Origin of the sequence: Rhodococcus sp. 2G (assembly GCF_001886355.1) — a bacterium.
In the GTDB taxonomy this organism is placed as follows: domain Bacteria; phylum Actinomycetota; class Actinomycetes; order Mycobacteriales; family Mycobacteriaceae; genus Rhodococcus; species Rhodococcus pyridinivorans.
On the sequence record NZ_CP018063.1, the window covers coordinates 3697244 to 3719117 of the forward strand.

General features: G+C 67.5%; 19 protein-coding genes. 7 read left to right on the forward strand and 12 right to left on the reverse strand.

Annotated elements, in window-relative coordinates:
* Positions 1 to 27 precede the first annotated feature (27 nt).
* From BO226_RS17255 to BO226_RS17265, 3 genes are all read right to left on the reverse strand, one after another.
* Positions 28 to 1098: a 2-oxoacid:ferredoxin oxidoreductase subunit beta gene (locus BO226_RS17255; protein WP_064256118.1), complete on the reverse strand. Its 1071-nt coding sequence runs from the start codon at positions 1096 to 1098 to the stop codon at positions 28 to 30.
* Positions 1095 to 3029: a 2-oxoacid:acceptor oxidoreductase subunit alpha gene (locus BO226_RS17260; RefSeq protein ID WP_071935791.1), complete on the reverse strand. Its 1935-nt coding sequence runs from the start codon at positions 3027 to 3029 to the stop codon at positions 1095 to 1097. Before BO226_RS17260 ends, BO226_RS17255 begins: the two co-directional genes overlap by 4 nt.
* Positions 3030 to 3158: 129 nt before the next feature.
* Positions 3159 to 3872, reverse strand: coding sequence for a dienelactone hydrolase family protein (locus tag BO226_RS17265; RefSeq protein ID WP_071936502.1), 714 nt, complete (start codon positions 3870 to 3872; stop codon positions 3159 to 3161).
* Between the two features lie 212 nt (positions 3873 to 4084).
* Between BO226_RS17265 and BO226_RS17270 the strand changes: the two genes are divergently transcribed.
* Positions 4085 to 4777, forward strand: coding sequence for an SDR family NAD(P)-dependent oxidoreductase (locus BO226_RS17270; protein ID WP_024102090.1), 693 nt, complete (start codon positions 4085 to 4087; stop codon positions 4775 to 4777).
* Positions 4778 to 4782: 5 nt separating this feature from the next.
* Here the strand turns inward: BO226_RS17270 and BO226_RS17275 are convergent, their stop codons facing one another.
* A complete protein-coding gene (locus tag BO226_RS17275) occupies positions 4783 to 5097 on the reverse strand; it encodes a WhiB family transcriptional regulator (protein WP_425607480.1) in 315 nt (104 codons plus the stop codon).
* Between the two features lie 176 nt (positions 5098 to 5273).
* Positions 5274 to 6494: a CaiB/BaiF CoA transferase family protein gene (locus tag BO226_RS17280; protein WP_071935792.1), complete on the reverse strand. Its 1221-nt coding sequence runs from the start codon at positions 6492 to 6494 to the stop codon at positions 5274 to 5276.
* A 204-nt stretch (positions 6495 to 6698) separates the two neighbouring features.
* Here BO226_RS17280 and BO226_RS17285 point away from each other — a divergent pair, with 204 nt between their 5' ends.
* Positions 6699 to 8114 (forward strand): MFS transporter, encoded by a 1416-nt coding sequence (locus tag BO226_RS17285; RefSeq protein ID WP_071935793.1) that lies wholly within the window; start codon positions 6699 to 6701, stop codon positions 8112 to 8114.
* A 52-nt stretch (positions 8115 to 8166) separates the two neighbouring features.
* Here BO226_RS17285 and BO226_RS17290 read toward each other — a convergent pair whose 3' ends face one another.
* On the reverse strand, positions 8167 to 9063 hold the full coding sequence (locus BO226_RS17290; protein WP_024102093.1) for a LysR family transcriptional regulator: 897 nt from the start codon (positions 9061 to 9063) through the stop codon (positions 8167 to 8169).
* Between the two features lie 71 nt (positions 9064 to 9134).
* Between BO226_RS17290 and BO226_RS17295 the strand changes: the two genes are divergently transcribed.
* The 3 genes from BO226_RS17295 to BO226_RS17305 all read left to right on the forward strand — a co-directional run bounded on the left by BO226_RS17295 (position 9135) and on the right by BO226_RS17305 (position 11970).
* Positions 9135 to 10052, forward strand: coding sequence for a CoA transferase subunit A (locus tag BO226_RS17295; RefSeq protein ID WP_006553722.1), 918 nt, complete (start codon positions 9135 to 9137; stop codon positions 10050 to 10052).
* Entirely contained in the window at positions 10049 to 10825 is a 777-nt protein-coding gene (locus BO226_RS17300) for a CoA-transferase subunit beta (RefSeq protein WP_071935794.1), read from the forward strand. Before BO226_RS17295 ends, BO226_RS17300 begins: the two co-directional genes overlap by 4 nt.
* A 134-nt stretch (positions 10826 to 10959) precedes the next feature.
* Positions 10960 to 11970: a DICT sensory domain-containing protein gene (locus tag BO226_RS17305; protein WP_083543677.1), complete on the forward strand. Its 1011-nt coding sequence runs from the start codon at positions 10960 to 10962 to the stop codon at positions 11968 to 11970.
* Between the two features lie 16 nt (positions 11971 to 11986).
* Here BO226_RS17305 and BO226_RS17310 read toward each other — a convergent pair whose 3' ends face one another.
* On the reverse strand, positions 11987 to 13213 hold the full coding sequence (locus BO226_RS17310) for an EAL domain-containing protein (RefSeq protein WP_064256114.1): 1227 nt from the start codon (positions 13211 to 13213) through the stop codon (positions 11987 to 11989).
* A 293-nt stretch (positions 13214 to 13506) separates the two neighbouring features.
* Here BO226_RS17310 and BO226_RS17315 point away from each other — a divergent pair, with 293 nt between their 5' ends.
* Positions 13507 to 13929: an STAS domain-containing protein gene (locus tag BO226_RS17315; RefSeq protein ID WP_064256113.1), complete on the forward strand. Its 423-nt coding sequence runs from the start codon at positions 13507 to 13509 to the stop codon at positions 13927 to 13929.
* A 223-nt stretch (positions 13930 to 14152) separates the two neighbouring features.
* The gene (locus BO226_RS17320) at positions 14153 to 16765 is read left to right on the forward strand and encodes an AMP-binding protein (protein WP_039958456.1); all 2613 of its coding nucleotides are present in this window, start codon (positions 14153 to 14155) and stop codon (positions 16763 to 16765) included.
* Positions 16766 to 16878: 113 nt separating this feature from the next.
* Here BO226_RS17320 and BO226_RS17325 read toward each other — a convergent pair whose 3' ends face one another.
* From BO226_RS17325 to BO226_RS17345, 5 genes are read right to left on the reverse strand one after another with little or no spacing between them, the layout of a single operon-like run.
* Positions 16879 to 17919: an acyl-CoA dehydrogenase family protein gene (locus BO226_RS17325; RefSeq protein ID WP_071935795.1), complete on the reverse strand. Its 1041-nt coding sequence runs from the start codon at positions 17917 to 17919 to the stop codon at positions 16879 to 16881.
* Positions 17916 to 19061 carry an acyl-CoA dehydrogenase family protein gene (locus BO226_RS17330; protein ID WP_071935796.1) on the reverse strand — a complete coding sequence of 382 codons (1146 nt, stop codon included), beginning with the start codon at positions 19059 to 19061 and terminating at the stop codon, positions 17916 to 17918. Before BO226_RS17330 ends, BO226_RS17325 begins: the two co-directional genes overlap by 4 nt.
* Positions 19058 to 19666, reverse strand: coding sequence for a TetR/AcrR family transcriptional regulator (locus BO226_RS17335; protein ID WP_232237984.1), 609 nt, complete (start codon positions 19664 to 19666; stop codon positions 19058 to 19060). The genes BO226_RS17330 and BO226_RS17335 overlap by 4 nt, the downstream gene beginning before the upstream one ends.
* On the reverse strand, positions 19663 to 20694 hold the full coding sequence (locus BO226_RS17340; protein WP_071935798.1) for an AMP-binding enzyme: 1032 nt from the start codon (positions 20692 to 20694) through the stop codon (positions 19663 to 19665). The genes BO226_RS17335 and BO226_RS17340 overlap by 4 nt, the downstream gene beginning before the upstream one ends.
* Before the next feature lie 2 nt (positions 20695 to 20696).
* The gene (locus BO226_RS17345; RefSeq protein WP_006553733.1) at positions 20697 to 21854 is read right to left on the reverse strand and encodes an acyl-CoA dehydrogenase family protein; all 1158 of its coding nucleotides are present in this window, start codon (positions 21852 to 21854) and stop codon (positions 20697 to 20699) included.
* Between the last annotated feature and the right edge of the window lie 20 nt (positions 21855 to 21874).

Genomic DNA, 21874 nt, shown 5'->3' on the forward strand with positions numbered 1-21874 from the left:
TAGCCAGGACGGTAGCGAATACGGGCATCAGGGCACGGTCCACGTGTTGTCGCCCCGCAGCAACTGCTGCAGGTCGGCGGTGCCGGACTCCCGCGCGGTCCGCACCCGAGCGCGCTCCGCGTCGTCGTAGGTCGTCCGCCCGACCTGCCGCACGATCCCCGTGACGACGTAACGGAGGTCCTGGTCCGACAGCCGCGACAGCGCGTACGCGTATTCGGGGTCGTCGGTGTGCGCGTCGTGCACGACGATGTCGGCGGCGTCCACCTCGGAGCGCTGCACCACACGCAGACCGAAACCCTTTCGGACGACGCATAGCTCGTCGTCGACGCCGAAGATGATCGGTTCGCCGTGCCGCAGCGGGATCAGGTGCGACGGCGCTTCGTCCTTGCGCAACACGTCGAACGAGCCGTCGTTGAAGATCGGGCAGTCCTGCAGGATCTCGACGAAGGCCGCACCGCGATGGTGTGCCGCCGCGCGCAGGACCTCCGTCAGTCCGGCGCGATCGGAGTCGAGAGCACGTGCGACGAAGGACGCCTCGGCGCCGAGCGCGAGCGACAGGGTGTTGAACGGCGCGTCGACCGATCCACCGGGTGAGGACTTGGTGACCTTGCCGACCTCCGAGGTCGGCGAGTACTGCCCCTTGGTCAGGCCGTAGATCCGGTTGTTGAACAACAGGATCCGCATGTTCACGTTGCGACGCAGGGCGTGGACGAGATGGTTGCCGCCGATCGACAGGGCGTCGCCGTCGCCGGTCACGACCCACACCGACAGATCCGGACGCGTCACCGCCAGACCGGTCGCGAGTGTCGGGGCGCGTCCGTGGATCGAGTGCACACCGTAGGTGTCGAGATAGTAGGGGAAGCGCGACGAGCATCCGATACCGGAGACGAACACGATATTCTCACGCCGGACACCCAATTCGGGCAGCAGGCTGCGGACCGTCGCGAGGATGACGTAGTCGCCGCAACCCGGACACCACCGCACTTCCTGGTCGGACGTGAAGTCCTTCGCCTTCTGCGGGTCGTCCGTCCGGGGCACACCGTCGAGTGCGTCGGTGTGCGGGCGGAGTCCGAGATCGTGGCCGAGGAGTCCGGTCATGCTCGTGCCCTCTCTGCTGTCGGGTCGAGTTTCGTCGACGAGGCGACCGCGGCCGGCGTCCGGGATCGTTCGGTGTCGGCGAGTGTTCCGGCGAACTCGGCTTCGATGGCGTCGTGGAGTTCGTCGGCGCGGAACGCCATGCCGGATACCTTCGTCACCGGCTGGATGTCGGCATCGAACCGCGACCGCAGCAGGAAGGACAGCTGACCGAGGTTCATCTCCGGGACCAGCACGCGCCGGTAGCGGCCGAGCACGTCGCCGAGATTCTTCGGCATCGGCGCCAGGTGCCGGAGGTGCGCGCGGGCGACGACATGCCCCGCTCGCCGGGCGCGACGCACGGCCTCCCCGATCGGCCCGTACGACGAACCCCAGCCGAGCACGAGCACCTCGGCGTCGCCGGTGGGGTCGTCGACGTCGAGATCCGGGACGTCGATGCCGGCCACCCGCGCGACCCGCAGTCGGGTCATCAGCTCGTGGTTGGTGTGGTGGTACGAGATGTCGCCGGTGCCGTCGGCCTTCTCGAGTCCGCCGATCCGATGCTCGCGACCTGCGGTGCCGGGTATCGCCCAGTCGCGCGCGAGGGTGTCGGCGTGGCGGGCGTAGGGCAGGTAGCCGGGATCGTCGTCACCCGGCGACGCGGCGAAGCGCGGATCGATGCGGGGCAGGTCGTCGATGTCGGGGATCCGCCACGGTTCGGATCCGTTGGCGATCGCACCGTCGGACAACAGCATGACCGGGGTGCGGTAGGTGATGGCGATGCGCGCGGCTTCGAGTGCGGCGTCGAAGCAGTCGGCGGGTGACTGCGGAGCGACGATCGCGACGGGCGATTCGCCGTTGCGGCCGAACATCGCCTGCATCAGGTCGGCCTGTTCGGTCTTCGTCGGAAGACCCGTGGACGGTCCACCACGCTGGACGTCGACGACGATCAGCGGCAGTTCGGTCATCACCGCCAGACCGATGGCCTCGGATTGCAGGGCGATCCCCGGGCCCGACGTGCTGGTGACGCCGAGCGCGCCGCCGTAGGACGCGCCGATCGCAGCGCCGATACCCGCGATCTCGTCCTCGGCCTGGAAGGTGTGCACGCCGAACCGTTCGAGCCTGCTCAGTTCGTGGAGGATGTCGGAGGCCGGGGTGATCGGGTAGGTACCGAGGAAGACGTCCATCCCCGCCGCGCGACCCGCCGCGACGAGACCGTAGGCGAGGGCGGTGTTGCCGGTGATCTGCCGATACGTGCCGGGTGGCAGCGACGCGCGGGCCACCTCGTAGGTCGTGGCGAACGTCTCGGTGGTCTCCCCGTAGTTCCAGCCGGCGCGCAGGGCGAGGACGTTCGCGTGCGCGATGTCGGGCTTCGACGCGAACTTGCGCTCGAGGAACGTCTCGACCGGCGCGATCGGCCGCCCGTACATCCACGACAGGAGACCGAGCGCGAACATGTTCTTCGAGCGCTGCGCATCCTTCTTGCCGACGCCGGCGGGTTCGACGGCTCCAGCGGTGAGCGTGCTCATCGGCAGGGCGTGGACGGTCAGGTGCTCCACCGCGTCGGTGCCGAGCGGATCGGCGTCGTAGCCCGCCTTGCTCAGGTTCCGTTTGGTGAGCTCGTCGCTGTTCACGATGACGGTGCCGCCTCGGGGCAGGTCGCCGACGTTGGCCTTGAAGGCCGCCGGGTTCATCGCGACCAGCACGTCGGGCCGGTCGCCGGCGGTGAGGATGTCGTGGTCGGCGATCTGGATCTGGAAGCTCGAGACCCCGGGAAGAGTGCCCTGAGGTGCGCGGATCTCGGCGGGGAAGTTGGGTTGTGTGGCAAGGTCGTTGCCGAAGGCCGCCGCCTCGGCGGTGAACCTGTCACCGGCGAGTTGCATGCCGTCGCCGGAGTCGCCGGCGATGCGGATGACGACCTGTTCGAGTTTCGCGCTCGACGCCATGCGCTCCATCGTGGCCCTCACGCGCGCATGTGCAACCGTTTCTCCCGAAAATTCTGCTCATCCGCTACAAGATCGGCTTTCCGCTACAGCAATTGCCGGCAATCACCGCAGCGGAAAGCCAACTTTGTAGCGAACGCGTCAGGAGCGGACGGTGTCGCCGATGAAGCTCAACGCCTGGGGCCACGACACGGCGTAGGCGTCGGCGTTGACGGGATTGCCGTGCCGGTCGCGGGAGGAGAAACCGTGTTCGGCGCCCGGGTAGACGTGGGTGATGGTCGCGCCGGTCTCGCGCTGTTGCAGCGTCGCCTGCAGGTTCGCGAAGGTCTCGGCGCTCATGATCGTGTCGGCGCCGGCGTGCAGCACCATGACGGGTGCAGCGACGCGACCTGCCTGTTCGACGGCGTCGATCGTGTGGTTCGGGGCGGGCGGCACCGCGATCGACGGGTGGTAGGCCACGACATTCGCGACCCGCGTGTCGCGGGCGCCGAGGATCAGGGCGAGGCGTCCGCCGAGGCACCATCCGATCACGCCGACCTTCTCCAGGCGCAGCTCACCGAAAGCATGGTCGAGCAGGGTCGCCATCTCCGCGACGCACTTCTCGTCGTCGAGGCCCCGCATCAACTCCACGAGTTCCTCGCGCGAGGTGTCGTCGGCGCTCGGTCCGTGCCAGGGATCCCAGACGAGCGCGGTCACACCGGTTCCGGCGATGTCGTGCGCGTACTCGCGGACCTGGGCGTCGATGCCGGTGATCATGGGCAGCAGCAGCATTCCTCCGGTGGCACCGCCGAGCGGCCTGGCCAGATAGGCGCGCAGACCTCCGATGTGAACGAATTCTGCCTCGATGTCGGTCATCGACCGTCCTTCCACTTTGCGTCGTTTGTTCGTCATGATCTTCGTACGAAGTCGTTCAGCGGGCAGCACATCCACCCGTCACTGCAGCTCAGGGGCCGTCCGTCCCACCCACCAAAAAAGAACATCATTTCCGATCTGCGGTATCGTTCCTCTCGCGCACCGACGTACGGTTGGAGCACGGCAGACGGCTCGCTCGAAAGGGATACAGGCAGATGGCTCGCACCGTATTGGTCAGTGGTGGCACCGGCGGCCTCGGCAGCGCCGTGACGAAACATCTCCTCGACACCGGATGGCGGGTCGTGGTGCCGTGGCTGGTCCGTGACGAGCTCGAGCGCGTGGGCATGCATCCGAACCTCCAACTCGTCCAGGCCGACGTCTCCGACGAGCAGCAGCTCGAGGACGCCCTGAACCTGGCGTGCGACGATCCCGACGCTCCCCTGTTCGGCGTCGTCAACCTCGTCGGCGGCTTCGCCTCGGGACCGCGGGTGCACGAAACCCCGATCGAGGTCCTCGACTCCCAGCTCGATCTCAACCTGCGCACCGCCTATTCCGTCAGCCAGGCGGCGCTGCCCCACCTGATCCGCCGCGGCGGTGGATCGATCGTCTGCATCTCCACCGCCGCGACGCTCAACCCCTTCCCGGGCGGCGCCCCCTACATCGCTTCCAAGGCTGCGGTGTCGGCGCTGGTCGAGACGATGGCGCTCGAGTACCGCGACGACCACATCCGCGTCAACGCGCTGCTGCCCGTCGTCATCGACACCCCGGCCAACCGCGCCGCGATGCCCGACGCCGACACGAGCCGCTGGTCGAAGCCGGCCGACATCGCGAAGGTCATCGAGTTCCTGATCTCCGATGCGGGCGCCTCCGTCACCGGTGGTCTGATCCCCGTCACCAATGTCGACTGACAGCCTCAGACCGACTGGAGGCGACCGAGTTTCATCGCACGTTCGAAGGCTCGCCGTTCGGCGTAGTTCATGCCGCCCCACACGCCGTGCGTCTCTCCGGTGCGCACGGCGTGCGCTCGGCACGCGTCGATCACCGGACAGGAGCGACAGACCTCCTTCGCCTGCCGCTCGGCCCGGAGCACCGCACCACGGCCGTCCTCGGGCTGAGGGAAGAACATCGACGTGTCCACCCCGCGGCACCGCGCCGCGACCACCCAGTCACGGTCGCCGGATCCGTACATCGCCGCCTCCTTGCCCATCGGGTCATCGCGGACCCGCACTCGTCGAACGAGTGTTTGTACGGCCATTTTTCGGTACCCGGCGGGGATCGTCAATCCTTGAGCAGCGCGGATCCATCAGAATCGACGATGGCAGTCGCTTCGGATACCTATAAGCACCGGAAGCTATGGCCGCACATTTGGCGAACGGGCGAGGCCGGGCGGACCAGCGGGGCGGATCAGCCGACGATGCCGGCCTTCTTCAGGCCCGCGATCTGCTCGTCGGTGAGCCCGAGAGCGGCGAGCACCGTGTCGGTGTGCTGACCGAGCCCCGGCACCGCGCCCATCGGCAGTTCGACGTCGCGGAAGTTCATCGGCGGCAGGATGCCACGCACCGTCCCCGCCTCGGTCTGCACCTCACGCCAGCGATCGCGCGTCGAGAGCTGGGGGTGCTCGATGAGCCCGCGCAGATCCCGCAGCTGCGCGGCCGGCACACCGGCGTCGGCGAGCTTGCCGTCGAGCTCCGCACTGGTGAATTGCTTGGTGGCCTGCCCGACCAGCGCATCGACGTCCTCGCGGCGACGCACCCGCTCGAGATTGGTGGCGTAGCGCGGATCATCGCCCAGTTCGGGCATGCCGAGCACATCGGTGAGCGTGCGCCAGCCCCGATCGTTCTGCACGCCGATGAGGATCTCGCCGTCCGAGGTGGGGTATTTGTCGTACGGCGCGATCGACGTGTGCGACAGACCCATCCGCGGCACCTGCCGCCCCTGATACATCTGCAGGTACATCGGATAACCGAGCCATTCGGCGGTCGCGTCGAACATCGACACGTCGATCGTCGCGCCGACGCCCGTGCGGTGCCGGCGCAACAGCGCCGCCTGGATGGAGGTGAGCGCATACATGCCCGCGGCGATGTCCGAGGTGGGGATGCCCGTCTTCACCGCAGTCTCGGGCGTGCCGGTGATCGAGCACAGGCCGGTCTCGGACTGCACGAGCATGTCGTAGGCCTTGCGGTCGCGCATCGGTCCGTCGGTGCCGTAACCGGACATGTTGACCACCACCAGTTCCGGGTGGTCGGCACGCAGGTCGTCGGCACCGAGTCCGAGACGCTCCACCGCGCCGGGAGCGAGATTCTGCAAGAAGACGTCCGCACCGCGGATCAGCGCCTTCACCGCATCGATGCCCTCGGGAGCCTTGAGATCCACCGCGAACGATTCCTTGCCGCGGTTGAGCCAGACGAAGTGTGCGGCCAGGCCGTGCACGGCACCGTCGTAGGCGCGCGCGAAGTCGCCGTCGCCGACGCGTTCGACCTTGACGACACGGGCTCCGAGGTCTGCGAGACGGCGCGTCGCGAGGGGCGCGGCGACCGCCTGTTCGAGGCTCACCACAGTGATGCCCTCCAGCGGCAGGCCGGCAGAAACCTCCACCTCGGTCCGATCGGTTCGGTCGCTCGTCACCTGATGTCCTTTCGCGTTCGCGGTTCCCCCATCCGGCGTCGCTGCATGTCTACCAGGACGAACACGGACTCCCCAGTAATACCTCTGCGGTATCGATTCGGGTCCTATTGGGTATTGGACTGGAAAGCCGAGCCCTGCCGCTCTCTGTTGAGACGCAGACCACATTCCACCCGCCTCGTCCGGGGCGTAGCAGACGGAGGGCGCATGAGTTCGTCCACACCCACCGATCAGGAGATCGCGAGGAAGGCCCGCAAGGCCGGTATCGCCTCCTTCATCGGCACCACCATCGAGTGGTACGACTTCTACATCTACGGCACGGCCGCCGCGCTGGTGTTCGGCCAGGTCTTCTTCTCGGACGAACTCTCGAGCGGTGTCGCGACCCTCCTCGCGTTCGTCACCCTCTGGGCCGGCTTCCTCGCCCGCCCACTCGGTGGCGTCATCTTCGGCCATCTCGGAGACCGCCTCGGACGCAAGAACACCCTCGTCATCACGCTCGTCATGATGGGCATCGCGACGGTGGGCATCGGTTTGCTCCCCACCTACGCGCAGATCGGAATGTGGGCGCCGGTCCTGCTGGTCTTCCTGCGCATCGTGCAGGGCGTCGCGGTCGGCGGCGAATGGGGCGGCGCCGTCCTCATCGCCAGCGAGAACGCCCCGAAGGGCAAGGGAATCCTGTATTCGGCGTTCGCGCAGCAGGGTTCGCCCGCCGGCAACCTGCTGTCGACGATGGCCTTCTTCTTCCTCGCAGCGCTGCCCACCCCGCAGTTCATGATGTGGGGCTGGCGTATCCCGTTCCTGCTGTCGGGCGTGCTGGTCGTCATAGGCATGGTGATCCGCCTCGAGCTCGAGGAATCGGACGCGATGAAAGCCGTTCTGGCACGCAAGAAGACCGTCAAGCTCCCGATCAAGGAAGTGCTGCGCAAGCACTGGGTCCTGGTCCTGCTCGGCGCCGGTGCACTGCCCCTCGCCCAGGTGACCTATTTCAAGAACACCTTCGCGCTGTCGTGGGCGACGAGCGAACTCGGTTACGAGCGCGGCACCTTCCTCGCGATCATCGCCATCGCCCTCGTCGTGCAGTTCATCGTGCAGCCGTTCGGTGCCGTGCTGGTGTCGAAAATCGACATGCGCAGGGCCATGCTCCTGATGATCGTCCCGGAGCTGTTCCTCATGCCGGCGATGTTCTTCGCGATCCGCACCGAGACCTTCGCGGTCGCCGTGATGGGTATGTGCCTCGCGACGATTCCGCACTCGATGTTCTACGGCGCGATCGCCGGCATCCTGGCCCGCGCCTTCCCGGCAAACATTCGGTACTCGGGCCTGTCGCTCGCCTACCAGCTGTGCTCGCTGATCGTCGGTGGTGGCACCCCGGTTCTCGCCCAGTACCTGCTCAACTCGTCCGGTGACGTCACCGGCGTGGCCATCGCGGCGGCCTGCTACGCAGCGGTTTCCCTCGTGTGCACCCTGGCACTGCTCGAGCGCACCGGATACGATCCGAAGGCACCCTCGGTCGCCGAGAAGTCCGACGCCGACGAACTCGCCCTCGAGCAGTCGGAGGCGGCCGAGCACGACCGCCGTACTCCGGGAACCGACGACACCCCACGAGATCGCGTCCATGCCTAGGACGGATCGCTCGCACTCGGGGCCGGCCGGCGCAGTCGCCGGCCGGCCCCGGTCAATCCGGAGTCGGCAGCGCTTCCTCGGAGAGGCGGAGAACCTCCCGCAGCGCGGCACTGTCGTCGTCCTCCCGCCACACGAGCCGCACGTCGAGCGGCTCGGGATGATCTGCGAGAGGAACGAACACGACCTCGGGGTTGATGACGTTCGCTGCGACCGACGAAACCGTCATCGAACATCCCACCCCGGCCGAGACCAGGGCGATCAGCGACAGCGAATCCGGGGCGCTCTGAACGATTCTGGGCGTGAATCCGACGTCGTGGGCGATACGGAGCAACAGCTCGCGCAGCATCGATCCGGGTTCGGCGGGCAGCATCACCCACGCCTCGTGCGCGAGGTCCTCGAGCCGGACCTGCTCACGGTCGGCGAGCGGGTGCTCCTTGGGCAGCGCCACGACGAGGTTCTCTCGGGCCACGACGCGCGACGCGATCCCCGGTGGGAAGAACAACAGGCGCACGATGCCGATGTCGAGCTTGCCCGCGGCCAGCTTGTTGAGCGCCTCGCTCGCGTACGCCGAACTGTCGAGCACGAATTCGATACCGGGATGAGTGCGCCGCACGAGCTTCGCCCACCGGCCCACGAGATAGTGCGAGGACGAACCGGCGAAACCGATACGGACCCTGCCGGTCTGGCCCGACCCCGCGGCGGTCACCGCCATCTCGGCCAGCCGGCAGGCGTCGAGGATGTTCCGGGCCGGCTCCACGAGCGCGCGACCGCTCTCCGTCAACCGCACGCTGCGGGTGTTGCGTTCGAAGAGTTCGGCTCCGAGTTCTTTCTCGAGCCTGCGGATCGTGCGGCTGAGCGGCGGCTGGGCCATGTGCAGCCGCTGCGCCGCGCGACCGAAATGCAGTTCCTCCGCCACCGCCAGGAACGCCTTCACCTGCTGGATCTCCACCCGTCGATTATTGCGCCTGCGGGCGCCTGATATCCGACACCGAATTACCGACCACACGGAGGACGACCGGTATGCCGGACAAACTCATGACCCTGCGCGAGGCGATCGCCACCTATGTCGAGGACGGCATGACCGTTGCCCTCGAGGGTTTCTCGCACCTCATCCCGTTCGCGGCGGCGCACGAGATCATCCGGCAGGGCAGGCGCGACCTGACGTTGTGCCGCATGACCCCCGACATCATCTCCGATCAGCTCATCGCCGCCGACTGCGTGTCGAAGCTCGTCGCCTCGTTTTTCGCCAGCGGCTCGGCCGGGTCGCTGTACGAGATCCGCCGGCGCATCGAGAGCCACGACCCCGTCGCACTCGAGGTCGAGGAGTACAGCCACTACGGCATGGTCTGCCGCTACCAGGCCGGCGCGGCCGGGCTGCCCTTCTTCCCGCTGCGCTCGTATGCCGGCAGCGACCTGCCGAAGATCAACCCGAACATCCGGCTCGTCGAGGATCCCTTCAGCGGCGGCAGCGTCTACGTCGTGCCTCCGCTGAACCCGGACGTGACGATCATCCACGCGCAGCGCGCCGACCGCTCCGGCAATGTCCAGATCTGGGGCATCGCCGGTGTGCAGCAGGAAGCGGTCTACGCTGCGAAGAAGGCCATCGTGGTGGTCGAAGAGATCGTCGACGACGACGTGATCCGCTCCGATCCCAGCCGCACCCTCGTCCCCTCGCACGCGGTGGACGCGGTGGTCCTGAGCCCGCGCGGAGCGCACCCCTCCTACGCGCAGGGCTACTACGACCGCGACTGCGCGTTCTACCGCCGATGGACCGCGATCAGCAAGGACCCCCAGCAACTGCGCACCTGGTTGAAGGAATGGGTCCTCACCACCGCCGATCACGCCGAATACCTCGAGAAACTGGGCGAAGAGTACTGGGCCGACCTCGAGGTCGCGCCGCGCCCCTCCGGGACCGTCGACTACGGGAGCCGAAAGTGACCACCGCCGAAACCTTCTCCACCACCGAACTGATCGTCTCCGTCGCCGCGCGGGCCCTGGCCGGCAAGGCCCGGGTCTTCGCCGGGGTGGGTCTGCCCACCCTCGCCGTCGACCTCGCCGCCCGCACGTCGAACCCCGACGTCGAGCTGATCTACGAATCCGGGGTCTGTGGTGCGCACCCCGAGGCGATGGCCGAGGGCATCGCCGACTCCGTCGTGGTCTCCGGCGCCGAATCCGTGGTGTCCATGGCGTCGCTGTTCGGGTACGTGCTCCAAGGCGGCAACGTCGACGTCGGGTTCCTCGGGGCGGCGCAGATCGACCGCGACGGCAGCCTCAACACCAGCATCATCGGCGACTGGGACAAGCCCACCGTGCGCCTGGCCGGCGGCGGCGGAGCCGTCGAGATCATGCCCAACGCCGGCGAGGTGTTCGTGATCATGCGACGCCACGATCCGAGTGCCTTCCCCGCCGAACTGGACTTCTGCACGACCCCGAGCCCGGTGCGCGCCCGTGAGGCGGGCGTCGGCATCATGCCCCGCGGCCGCGGGGTGACGAAGGTGTTCACCAGTCTGGGCGTGCTGTCGCGGCAAGATTCCTTCGACGAACTCGAACTGACCAGCATCCACCGCGGTGTCACCGTCGACCAGGTCCGCGCCGCCACCGGCTGGGATCTGAAGGTCTCCGACGAGCTGACGCTGACCGAGGATCCCACCGCCGAGGAGATCGACCTGCTGCGCAACGAGATCGACAAGGTCCGCCTGTATCTGCGGTGATCCCGTCGACGTGACCGACGTGGCGGCTGGCAGGATGTCCGCAACGGACGACGCCCCGGATCCTGCGAGCCTGCGCGCGTCCGGCGTGATGCTCGGCGGACGGACCGCCGCGTGATGCGGGAAGGCGGCACGTCATGCACGCGAGCACGATCCACGACCTCGTGGACGACACGGTCGTCGCGGCTGTGATGCCGTTGACCGACCTCGCGCACAGGCCGGTGGCCGGACGCGATGCCGTCGCACTGGTCGACGAGCACGAGGTGTTCGCCGATCCCCCGACGGTCCTGCACCGGATCGCCGCTGTGCGCGAGCGCGGATTCGCCGTGGCGGTACGCATCGCGGAATCGGCGTCCCGCGCCACGGTCGTCCTGGCTCTGGTCGAGCCGGAGGTGGTCGTCGTACCGGCCGAGGCGCTCGTCGCATCCGACCTGCGGGCCGCCACTACCCTGCTGTCGTTGCGGGCCCACTGCGAGCGCACGAACTCCGTCGCTCTCGCCGAGGGCGTCGACTCCGACCTTCATCGCGAGGCGGCCCTCGCCCACGGTATCGATTTCGGTTGCGGTACAGCACTACACGTTGCGGAGGGTGAAGCCGGCCCTTCGTCGCCGCGCGGAGGGTTGTTCCGTGAACCCACCTGGAGTGCGCCGCTCGACGACGCGACCGCCGCGCCCTTCCGCATCCTGTCTGCCGGTCGGGAACGCGTGCGGAGCGGCAAGGGTCTGCTCGTGTCCATGAGCGCCGACCTCGAGGCGCGAGCCGGGGAGGCCGGACCCGACACGATCGCCCTCGGCACCTTCCAGCACCACGACCACTTCACCGGGGCCGCACGCAGACGATGGCTGTCGATGGCCGACACCCTCGCGCACGTCGCGGTCTTCGCGGTCGGGTTCGGCACGAGCACCTCGGGCCCGGACCTCGTCCCGATCGAGCCGCACGATCCCCTCGTCGACGAGTGGAACGTCATCCTCCTGGGAGAGTCGTTCGCGTGCGCGCTCTCTGCCCTCGACCTGCACCGTCGAACGGCCGGCGGCGAGCGGGAGTTCGAGTACGTCGTCTCCTACGACCGGGAGGCCGTCGCCCGCGCGGCGCGCGCGACCCTGTCCCGTCCCCGACCGGTCCCCTTGGAGGTCCCACCCTCGTCCTGAGCCGCTCTCCCTCGGGTCACCCCTCGAAACGCGCCAGGATGCTGTGGGCGCACCGGATCACGGTGCCGCGGTCGTAGGACAGCACGTAGCGGAACTCGCGGTCGAGATCCGCTGCGTCGGTGTGCATGTCGAGCGCGGCGAGTACGCACGCGAAGTGCGGACCGAGGACGACGACGTTCCATTCGTCGACGATCGGATCGTTCGGGTCCAACGGCGCGTGGTGTACCGCGGAGTCGACGTAGGGATCGATTCCGACGCCGTAGACCCCGGTGTAGGCGACCTGCTCGGCGAGCTGCGCCCATCGAACCCGGGAGGTCGGGGTGAAGTGCTCGGCGCGCTGGAAGGTGCCGAGCACGATCGTCTCCGGTCCGGCTCCCACCGCGTTGGTCTCGAGCAGCTTGCTCATCGACACCAGAAGTCGCTTGAAACTACTTGTGCGTCTGCGTCCTTCGGACGCCAGAGCGAAGGGAGTGAGTTCGGGGCCGCCGGGAACGGCCCGTCGCGGACGCAGCGATATCGGTTCGACATCCGAATCCGCTTGCGCGGCATCCCCGGTCGATCCGACTGTCGGATACAGCGCGCCCATTCCGTATTCGGCGGCCAATCCCAGAGCGCGGCGGCGATGCAGTTCCGAATCGACGCCCTGCGCGATGACGACCGCGCTGCTGGATTCGATGTACGCGGCGACGGCGTGGGCAATCCTCGCCGTCGAGGCGTCGGCCGCACGCGCGATCAGGGCCGGCGACGTGATGATCACATCCGGTTCGACGAGCGGCAGCAGCGCGAGGGCCTGAGCACGCGCTCCCACACCGTCCACCGCGACGAGCATGCCGGCGGTGCGCGCCGCCGCAATGGTGCGCAGCGTCCTGGCAGGGGCGGCGATCAGCGCCTGCTCGGTGATGAGAGCGACCGTGGTCGGGCCCCCTCGATCCCCGAGCGCGCCGAGTTCGTCGAGCGAATCGAGATCGACGGTCACCAGATGCGGAACCGCCGACTCGGCTTGCCGTCCGGCCCTGCGCCACTTGATCCGGTCCAGTTCCGACTTCTGATGCATCGCCCGGGCGGCCTCGCTCAGAGCGGTCGCATCGTGCAACGATGATCCTTCCGGACCACGCAGTTGCAGTTCGACGGCGGACAGCGCACCGCTGCCGAGCCGATGGATGGGGGCGAGCTCCGTCTCCACGACGAGGCCGCCGAACGCGGCCTCCGCGTCGGCGGCAGCGTCGGCAGGAACAGCGCTCATGGATCCAGCATCCCATCTCCGGCCACCGATCGTCCGCTCGGGCCGACGGAGCCAGGAACATAGGATATTTTCGCAGCTCCGAACGCCTACGTTACAGAACCGTGATGTTTCGTTATCGTTCCGTTATGGAACGGGTGGTGGCGAAGCGACATCCGTCGGACAGGCTCTGTGCAAGCCCGAGGCGAGTTCTCACCGGACCCCGACGTTCTCACCACGACCCCAGCAGGCCGACCGTCTGCTCGTGATCCAGCCCGCACCGGACGGCACGAAATCCACGCCGACAGGAGACCGCAATGAGCACACGTACGAGCACCACCCGCAGGATCGTCACCCACACCGGCGCACTCTCACGAGTCGGTGCAGAGACGGTCGCCCGAGCACCGCGCTACCGTCTCGATGTCCACTCGCCCTCCCGTCGCTGCAGCGTCCTGCGGGCGAAGGGAGATCTCGACATGACCGCCCGAGCGGAGTTCGCCTCCACTCTCGGCGACCTCGCACACTCGGGCGACCACGTCGTCGTCGACCTGTCCGAGGTGACCTTCATGTACTCCGAGGTCGCCTCGATGCTCGCCGATGCCGTTCACATCCGGCCCGGCCGTTTCCACGTCGTCGCACCCACACGCCAGGTGCGCATGCTGCTCGACATCCTCGCTCCCGGCCTCGACGTCACAGCCGATGCCGCACCCTGCGACGCGGGCACAGCACCCGCTGCCTGATCACAGCAAGGGGCGCGTGACGGCGTCCGGCCGGCGTGCAACCGACTGCTGTAGCAGTGCGCGCCCGCCACGTGCGCGCGTCGCAACACCTCGGACACGACTGCAGCATCGGATCCACCCACGACCGCGGCGACATGTGTGTGGGGGGCGAACCCCATAAGGTGGTGGTAAAGGCCAATTCAAGCCCTCGGTTGTCAGGTTTGGCAGCCCTTACACTCTATCGGTGCTCAGCCCGTTCTTCCGCAAGGAACATCCTCGCGTGCGTTTCGTCCTCCATCTGGAAGACTTCGGTGACGCCCCAGCCTTGATCACCCAGCAGGAAACCGTCACCTACAGCGACCTGGCCGACCGAGTCCATCGGGCAACTGCCCGGCTGGGCAACACCCGCCGACTGGTGTTGATCGCAGGTGCCAACGAGATCGATGTTCTTGTCGTCTACCTTGCAGCCCTACTCGCCGGACATCCGGTTCTGCTGGCGCCGGGCGACCACCCCGCAGCCTTCGAAGGCCTGATCGCCGCATACCGACCCGACGTGGTGGTGCGCAGTATCGACGGGACCGTGACGATCGAGGAACGGGGTGACGGTTCTGCGCATGTACTGCACCCCGACCTGGCGCTGCTGCTGAGCACCTCCGGCTCGACGGGCTCCCCGAAACTCGTCCGCCTGTCCCATCGCAACGTGCAGTCCAATGCAGAGTCGATCGCGGAGTACCTCGACATCCGTAGTACCGACCGGGCAGTGACGACGCTGCCGATGCATTACTGCTACGGGCTCTCTGTCATCCACAGCCACCTACTGCGCGGAGCCGCAGTGATCCTCACGAGCCGCTCGGTGACCGACCCGGCGTTCTGGGAGCTGTTCCGAGACCACCGCGGCACCAGCTTCGCCGGCGTGCCCTACACGTTCGATCTGCTCGATCGGTTCGGATTCGACGAACTGGACCTACCCGACCTGCGCTACATCACCCAGGCCGGCGGTCGACTCTCACCGGATCGGGTCCGCGCCTATACGCAGTCGGGCCGTGAGCGGGGCTGGGATTTCTTCGTCATGTACGGGCAGACGGAGGCGACCGCACGGATGGCGTACCTGCCTCCGGAACTCGCCTCCGACTATCCGCAGTCGATCGGACGAGCTGTTCCCGGTGGATCCTTCCGGCTCGAGCCGATACCGGACGCTCCGGACGGCACCGGTGAACTGATCTACACGGGGCCGAACGTAATGCTCGGCTACGCGCACACGCCCGAGGATCTGGGTCTCGGGGACGTCCTCGAGGGTGAACTGCGGACCGGCGACCTCGCGCGGCAGATCGACGGCGGCGTGTACGAGGTGGTGGGCCGACGCAGCCGTTTCGTCAAGATCTTCGGGCTACGGATCGACCTGCAGCAGGTCGAGTCGACCCTCGCCGAACAGGGACTGACGGCATGCTGTGTCGGCGGGACGGACGACATGATCGTGGCGGTCGAGGGTGCGAGCGATCTCGAGGCGATCCGGTCCGCGAGCGCACGGGCCTGTGGTCTTCCCGTCGCGGCCGTGCGGGTGTGTCTCGTCGACGAGCTTCCGCGGACCGGCACGGGCAAACCCGACCTTCGGGCAGTGGCCGAGCTCGTGCACCACGCGACGCCCGATTCACCCGAGGCAGAGAGCACCGTCGTGGACACGGCCGCCCTGCGGACCCTGTATGCCGAGGTGCTGCACAGTGGGCAGGTCACCGACGACAGCTCGTTCGTGAGCCTGGGCGGCGACTCGCTGTCCTATGTGCAGATGTCTCTGCGGCTCGAGCGCATGCTCGGCTATCTACCCCAGAACTGGCACACCACCGCGATCAAGGATTTCGTGCCTACGCCCCGGCGACGATGGTGGCGGGCGGTCGAGACCAACGTGCTGCTCCGCGCTGTTGCGATCGTGCTGATCGTCGGTTCGCACATCCGGTTGTTCGGGGTTCTCGGCGGCGCGCATGTGCTGCTGGGGGTCGCCGGATACAACTTCGCACGCTTTCATCTCGCCACTCCCCGTACCGAACGGGTGCGACATGTCCTGGGCAGCGTCGCCCGAATTGCCGTACCCAGCATGGTGTGGCTCGGCGTCGTGATCGCACTGACCGGGGACTATCTCGTGACCAGTGCGTTGTTGCTCAACGGCATTCTCGGCCCCGACGGGTGGACGCCCGAATGGCGGTACTGGTTCATCGAAGCGATCGTGTACATCCTGCTCGTAGTCATCGCGGTGTTGTCCATCCCGCTCATCGACCGTGTTGAGCGCAGGCACTCGTTCTGGTTCGCGATGGCCTTGGTGGGTGTGGGTCTGCTCCCCCGCTACCGCGTGATCGAGCTCGGGGACGGCAACAATCTGATTCTGAGCGCGTCGATGGTCTTCTGGTTGTTCGCCCTGGGCTGGGCTGCCGCTACGTCGACGACCGTGTGGCACCGAATGATCGTCACGGCGGTGATCGCAGCCACGGTGCCCGGATACTTCTCGGGTGATCTCCAGCGAGAACTTCTCGTCATCGGTGGGCTGGGCCTGCTGGTGTGGCTCGAGTCCGTTCCCTGCCCACCTGTGCTGAGCCGGATCGCAGGGGTGCTGGCGAGCGCGTCGCTCTACATCTACCTGACGCACTTCCAGGTGTATCTGCCGCTGCGAGAGGACCATCCCTGGTTGGCGTTCGCCCTGTCGATTCTGGTCGGCATTCTCTTCTGGCAAGCCGTGACGGTCACCCTTGCTCTGCGTCGACGGGTCGGTGCTGCGCGGGCGAAATCCGATCCGAATCCGGCCGGTACCAGCAGTGGTTCGCCCCCGTCCCACGCTGCGGAGATGCCGGGGAGATCCCCGGTGGCGTGAACTGTCACTGCTACTGGTTCGAAGATCCCGGGACGCGTGGTGTGCAGTCCTCGCCCCTGTGAACGACATCGATAAGACCGCGTTGAAGCATGCACCGACATGTCTCGTGCTCGTCAGCGTGCCGGGCCACCCGTGATCAACGCCCACACGTCCCCGGCTTCACCGGCCGCGGCGAGCAGTTCGGAATCCCACGACGCGACCGTGCCGAATTCGCTGCGCCACGACAGGATCCGGTTGGCGTGCCAATGCAGCTCGTGTTCCATCGTGAAGCCGATCGCGCCGAGTGCCTGATGCGCGTTTCGGGCGACGACCGACGCCGCATGCCCGGCACACGACGCGGCCGCCGCGATCGCGAAGCGGGTCGACGCGTCATCGAAACCACCGGCGAGAACGGCATCGACCGCACCATCCGCGGCGGCGTGCACGAGCGAGGCCTCGGTGGCGATGTCGGCGACGAGCGCCTGCACCGCCTGGAACTTGGCCAGCGGACGACCGAACTGCACGCGGGCAGTGGTGTGATCGACGACGAGCTCGAGAACCCGATCCATCGCACCCGCGGTGGCCAGCGCACGGACGAGCGCGCCCCGGTGGCGGAACTCGTCGGCGGTGCCCGCCGGAACGTCGCGCCCGGACAGTGCCGACAGGTCGACGCACACGTGGTCGCGGGGCTCCGCCGCCAGGTTCACGGCCTCGACGATCTCGACATCGCCGCGAGCGACCTCGGCGACCTGCCATCCCTGCGGTGACTCCCACAACACGACGATCGAGTCCGCGAACCGGGCCCACGGCACGTGGCGTGCGCGGCCGTCGGCGTCGAGCACCGCGGCGGTACGCACCGCCGGCGCCGCATCGAGGCCCGCCTGCTCGAGGAGCCAGCCCGCGAGCATATCGTTCTCGGCCACCGGCACGGCAGCAGCAGCGCTGCCGGCGGCCTCGAGCAGCAGGGCGGCCTCGAGCCATCCCGCGCCGCTTCCGCCGCTCTCCTCCGAACCCGTGAGCCGATCGAGGCCGAGCTCGGTGAGGGTGCTCCACAGGGCACGATCGAGTTCCACGACCTCACCGATGCGGTGGTCGTCACCCGAGGTGAACACCTCGGACAACATCTGTGCGAAGTCGCGCAGTTCCGTCGACTGCAGTGCGTCCTGCCCGCTCATCTCATCCCCAATCCTCGTGCGATGACCCCGCGGAGGATCTCGCTCGTGCCGCCGCGCAGTGTGAAGCCCGGTCGTTGCATGACGCCTGCTCGGACGAGCTCGGCCAGATGTGCGTCGGCCGCGGTGTATCCCGCGACCTCGTCGGCGAGATCCGCCAGGTCCCCTTCGGTCTTCGTGCCGAGCACCTTCACTACCGACGCCGCGAGTTCGGCGTTCTCGCCACGTTCGAGGGACTCGGAGACCGCGGTGGACATGCGGTGCAGGCCCGCCATGCGTCCGATGGTCGCTCCGATGCGGGTGTCCGCTTCGACGCTACCGTCGGCCACACCGTGCACGAGGGATTCGAGCACCCCGAAGGTCGACAGGAAACGTTCGGGACCGCTGCGCTCGTAACCGAGCTCGCTCGTCACCTGTTCCCAGCCGGCGCCGATCTGTCCGAGCACCAGGTCGTCCGGGACGAAGACGTCGTCGAGCAGCACCTCGTTGAAGTGGTGGTCGCCGGACATCGACAGGATCGGGCGGATGGTCACGCCCGGGGAGTCGAGCAGCACGATGAACTGGCTCAGCCCGTCGTGGCGGTGCGCCGGATCGAGCGGTGCGGAACGCGCGAGGCCGAAGAAGGCGTCGGCGTGGTGCGCCCCGGACGTCCACAGCTTGGTGCCGGAGATCCGCCACCCGCCGTCCACCTGCGTGGCCTTCGTCTTGACGCTCGCGAGGTCGGATCCGGAGTCGGGCTCGGACATGCCGATGGCCCAGCAGATCTCGCCGGCCGCGATGCCCGGCAGGAACCGCTTCTTCTGTTCCTCGGTGCCGTACTTCAGCAGCGACGGTGCGGCCTGACGGTCGGCGACCCATTGAGCGGCGACCGGCGCGCCCACCGCGAGCAGTTCCTCGGTGACGACGAAGCGCTCCATGAAGGTGCGTCCGTGTCCGCCGTACTCGACGGGGATCGTCATGCCGACCCAACCGCGAGCGGCGAGTGCGCGCGTGAACTCGGGGTTCCATCGCGTCAGCCAGGTGTCGATGCCCGGCGTGAACACGCCCGCGTCGATCTGTTCCTTCAGGAACGCCCGTACCTCGGCACGGAGTTCCGTCAGTGCCGGGTCGGGGGTGCCCGCCCTCGGCACGAGTCGTGCACTCATCGTCGATCTCCTTCTCCACCGGTGATGGTGGGACACAGCAGCGCCAGCGACAGGTCCGCGTAGCGTTCCGCGATCTCGTCCGGGTCGTCCGGGCCCGCGGGGTCATACCAGTTGGCGATAGCCGAGACCATCGCCAAAATCGATCGGCGGCAGTCGTCGGGATACTTCGTGGTGAAGACGCCTTGTGCGACACCGCGATCGATGATGTCGCGGATCCGCCTTCGGCCGGCGCGCCGGCCTTCCTCGTACAGTCGCGCACCCTCGGGTTCGAGGTTGCGCACCTCCGTCGCGATCATGCGACCCTGTTCGGGGAACTGCGTGCGGAAGATGACGTTCCCCTTGACGAACGCGCGGATCTGCTCGACCGGATCGTCGCCGGCGCGGGCGAGTTCGGCGTCACAGACCGCGTCGTAGGTGTCGACGCCGTCGAGCAGGATCGCCAGCAGCAGATCCTGTTTGTTCTTGTAGTGGTAGTACAGGGCGGACAGGCTCACGCCTGCTTCCTGCGCGATGGTCCGGATCGACGACGAGCCGTATCCGTTGCGCACGAACTCTTTCCGGCCCGCCTCGATGAAGACGCGCTGCTTCGGCGACAGCACTCTCACGACAACGCTCCGGTATCGGCGTACTGCGCGATCAGCTCGCCGAGCCTGCCCTCGACCATCTTGCCCGTCGGCGTGCGCGGCAGTTCGTCGACGAACCGCACGTGCCGGGGGCACGTGAAACGCGAGAGGCGCTCCCGGCAGAACCCGATGATGTCGTCCTCGGCGTCGTCGGATCCCTCTGCCTCGGGGACGAGCTGCACGAACGCTTCGACACGTTCACCGCGGTCCGCATCCGGCACGCCGACCACCGCGACATCCGCGATCGACCGGTGCAGCGCGAGGACGTTCTCGATCTCCTGCAGGTAGATGTTCACCCCACCCGAGATGATCGTGAACTTGTCGCGCCCGGTGAGGAACAGATAGTCGTCCTCGTCGAGAGATCCGATGTCGCCGGTCGTGTACCAGTTGCCCTCGAAGGGGTGCCTGGTCGACGCCGTCTTCTCCGGATCCGTGTGGTACTCGAACGAGAAGTCGTCCCGCTCGAAGTAGACGGTGCCGATCTCGCCGGTGGGTAGCCGATTGCCGTTCTCGTCGCAGATGCGCGCCAGGCCGAGTGTGCCCGGGCCACCGAGCGCCTGCGTCGACACGCCGTACCGCAAGAGCGCGGCGTGGTAGATCGGTGCCGGCGACAGGTAGACGGTGTTCTCGTCGAAGGCGACACGGTGCGTCACCTTCGGGGTGAGCGGCACGATCGCCTCGGCGAGATCGGCGAGCGGCGCCGAGACGACGAGCACCTTCGCGTCGCAGTCGTCGACGAGGTAGGCCGCCTCGATGGGAGCGAGATGCGTGTTGACGAAGGTGACGTAGACACCCGAACGAACTGCCCCCCAGTATAGTTCGAGCGCAGTGGCGTCGTTGACGGTGACGACCGCGATGTGGTCGTCCTTCCCGACGTCGTGTGCGCGCAGCCAGTGCGCGAACCGGACGGACGCGTCCTCGAGCTTCCGATAGGTGAGCGTCCGGCCGGTCGCGGCCTCGTGCACGACGGGCCGATCCGGGGCGACGGCGGCGTAACGGCCCGGGTACATGCCTACAGCCCCAGATCCTTGGAGATGATCGTCTTCATGACCTCGCTGGTGCCACCGTAGATCCGGGTCACGCGGGTATCGGCGTACAGCCGGGCGATCGGATACTCGGTGATGTAGCCGTAGCCGCCGTGCAGTTGCAGGCACTTGTCGATGACGCGACCGGAGACCTCGGTGCAGAACAGCTTCGCGCGGGCCGCATCGGCGACCGTCAGTTCCTTGCGGTCGAGCAGTTCGAGGCAGTGGTCGACGTAGACACGCGCGGCCTGGGTCTCGGCCGAGCACTCGGCGAGCACGAACTTGGTGTTCTGGAACGAAGCGACGGGCTTGCCGAAGACCTTGCGTTCCTTGGTGTATGCGATCGCGTGGGCGATGGCGGCCTCGGCGAAGCCGACCTGGTTCAGAGCGATGCTCAGACGCTCCTGCGGCAGGTTGTGGGTGAGGTAGCCGAAGCCCGCGCCTTCCTCACCGAGGAGGTTCTCGACCGGCACCTTCACGTCGGTGTACGAGAGCTCGGCGGTGTCCTGCTGGTGCAGGCCGATCTTGTCGAGCTTGCGGCCTACCGCGAAGCCCTCGGTGTCGGTGGGCACCGCGATGATCGACAGGCCGCCGCGGCGGTTCTCAGGATCGAACGGACTCGTACGGCAGACCGTGAGGATGAGGTCGGCGGTGACGCCGCCGGTGATGAAGGTCTTCGCGCCGTTGATGATGTAGTGCTTGCCGTCCTCGGACAGCTTCGCCGAGGTCGCGATGTTGGCGAGGTCGGAGCCGGTGCCGGGCTCGGTCATCGCGATCGCGGTCATGATCGAGCCGTCGGCGAAGCCGGGCAGCCAGCGCTGCTTCTGCTCCTCGGTCGCGTACTCGAGCAGGTAGGGCAGGATCAGGCAGGCGTGCACGGTGTAGGAGCCGAACGAGACTCCGGCGCGCGCAACCTCTTCGAAGACGATCGTGTTGAACTTGAAGCCGGACTCGCCCCCTCCGCCGAACTCCTCGGGGACCTGGATCCCCAGGATGCCGAGTTCGCCCAGCCGGCGGAAGAATTCGCGGGGCGGGCGACCCATCTCGTCCCATTCCTCGCGATGCGGCGCGACCTCACGTTCGATGAAGTCGCGCACCATCTTCCGGAACTGCTCGTGTTCTTCGGTGAAGATCGTCCGCTGCATGGCTTGTCCTCCGGGGTGTG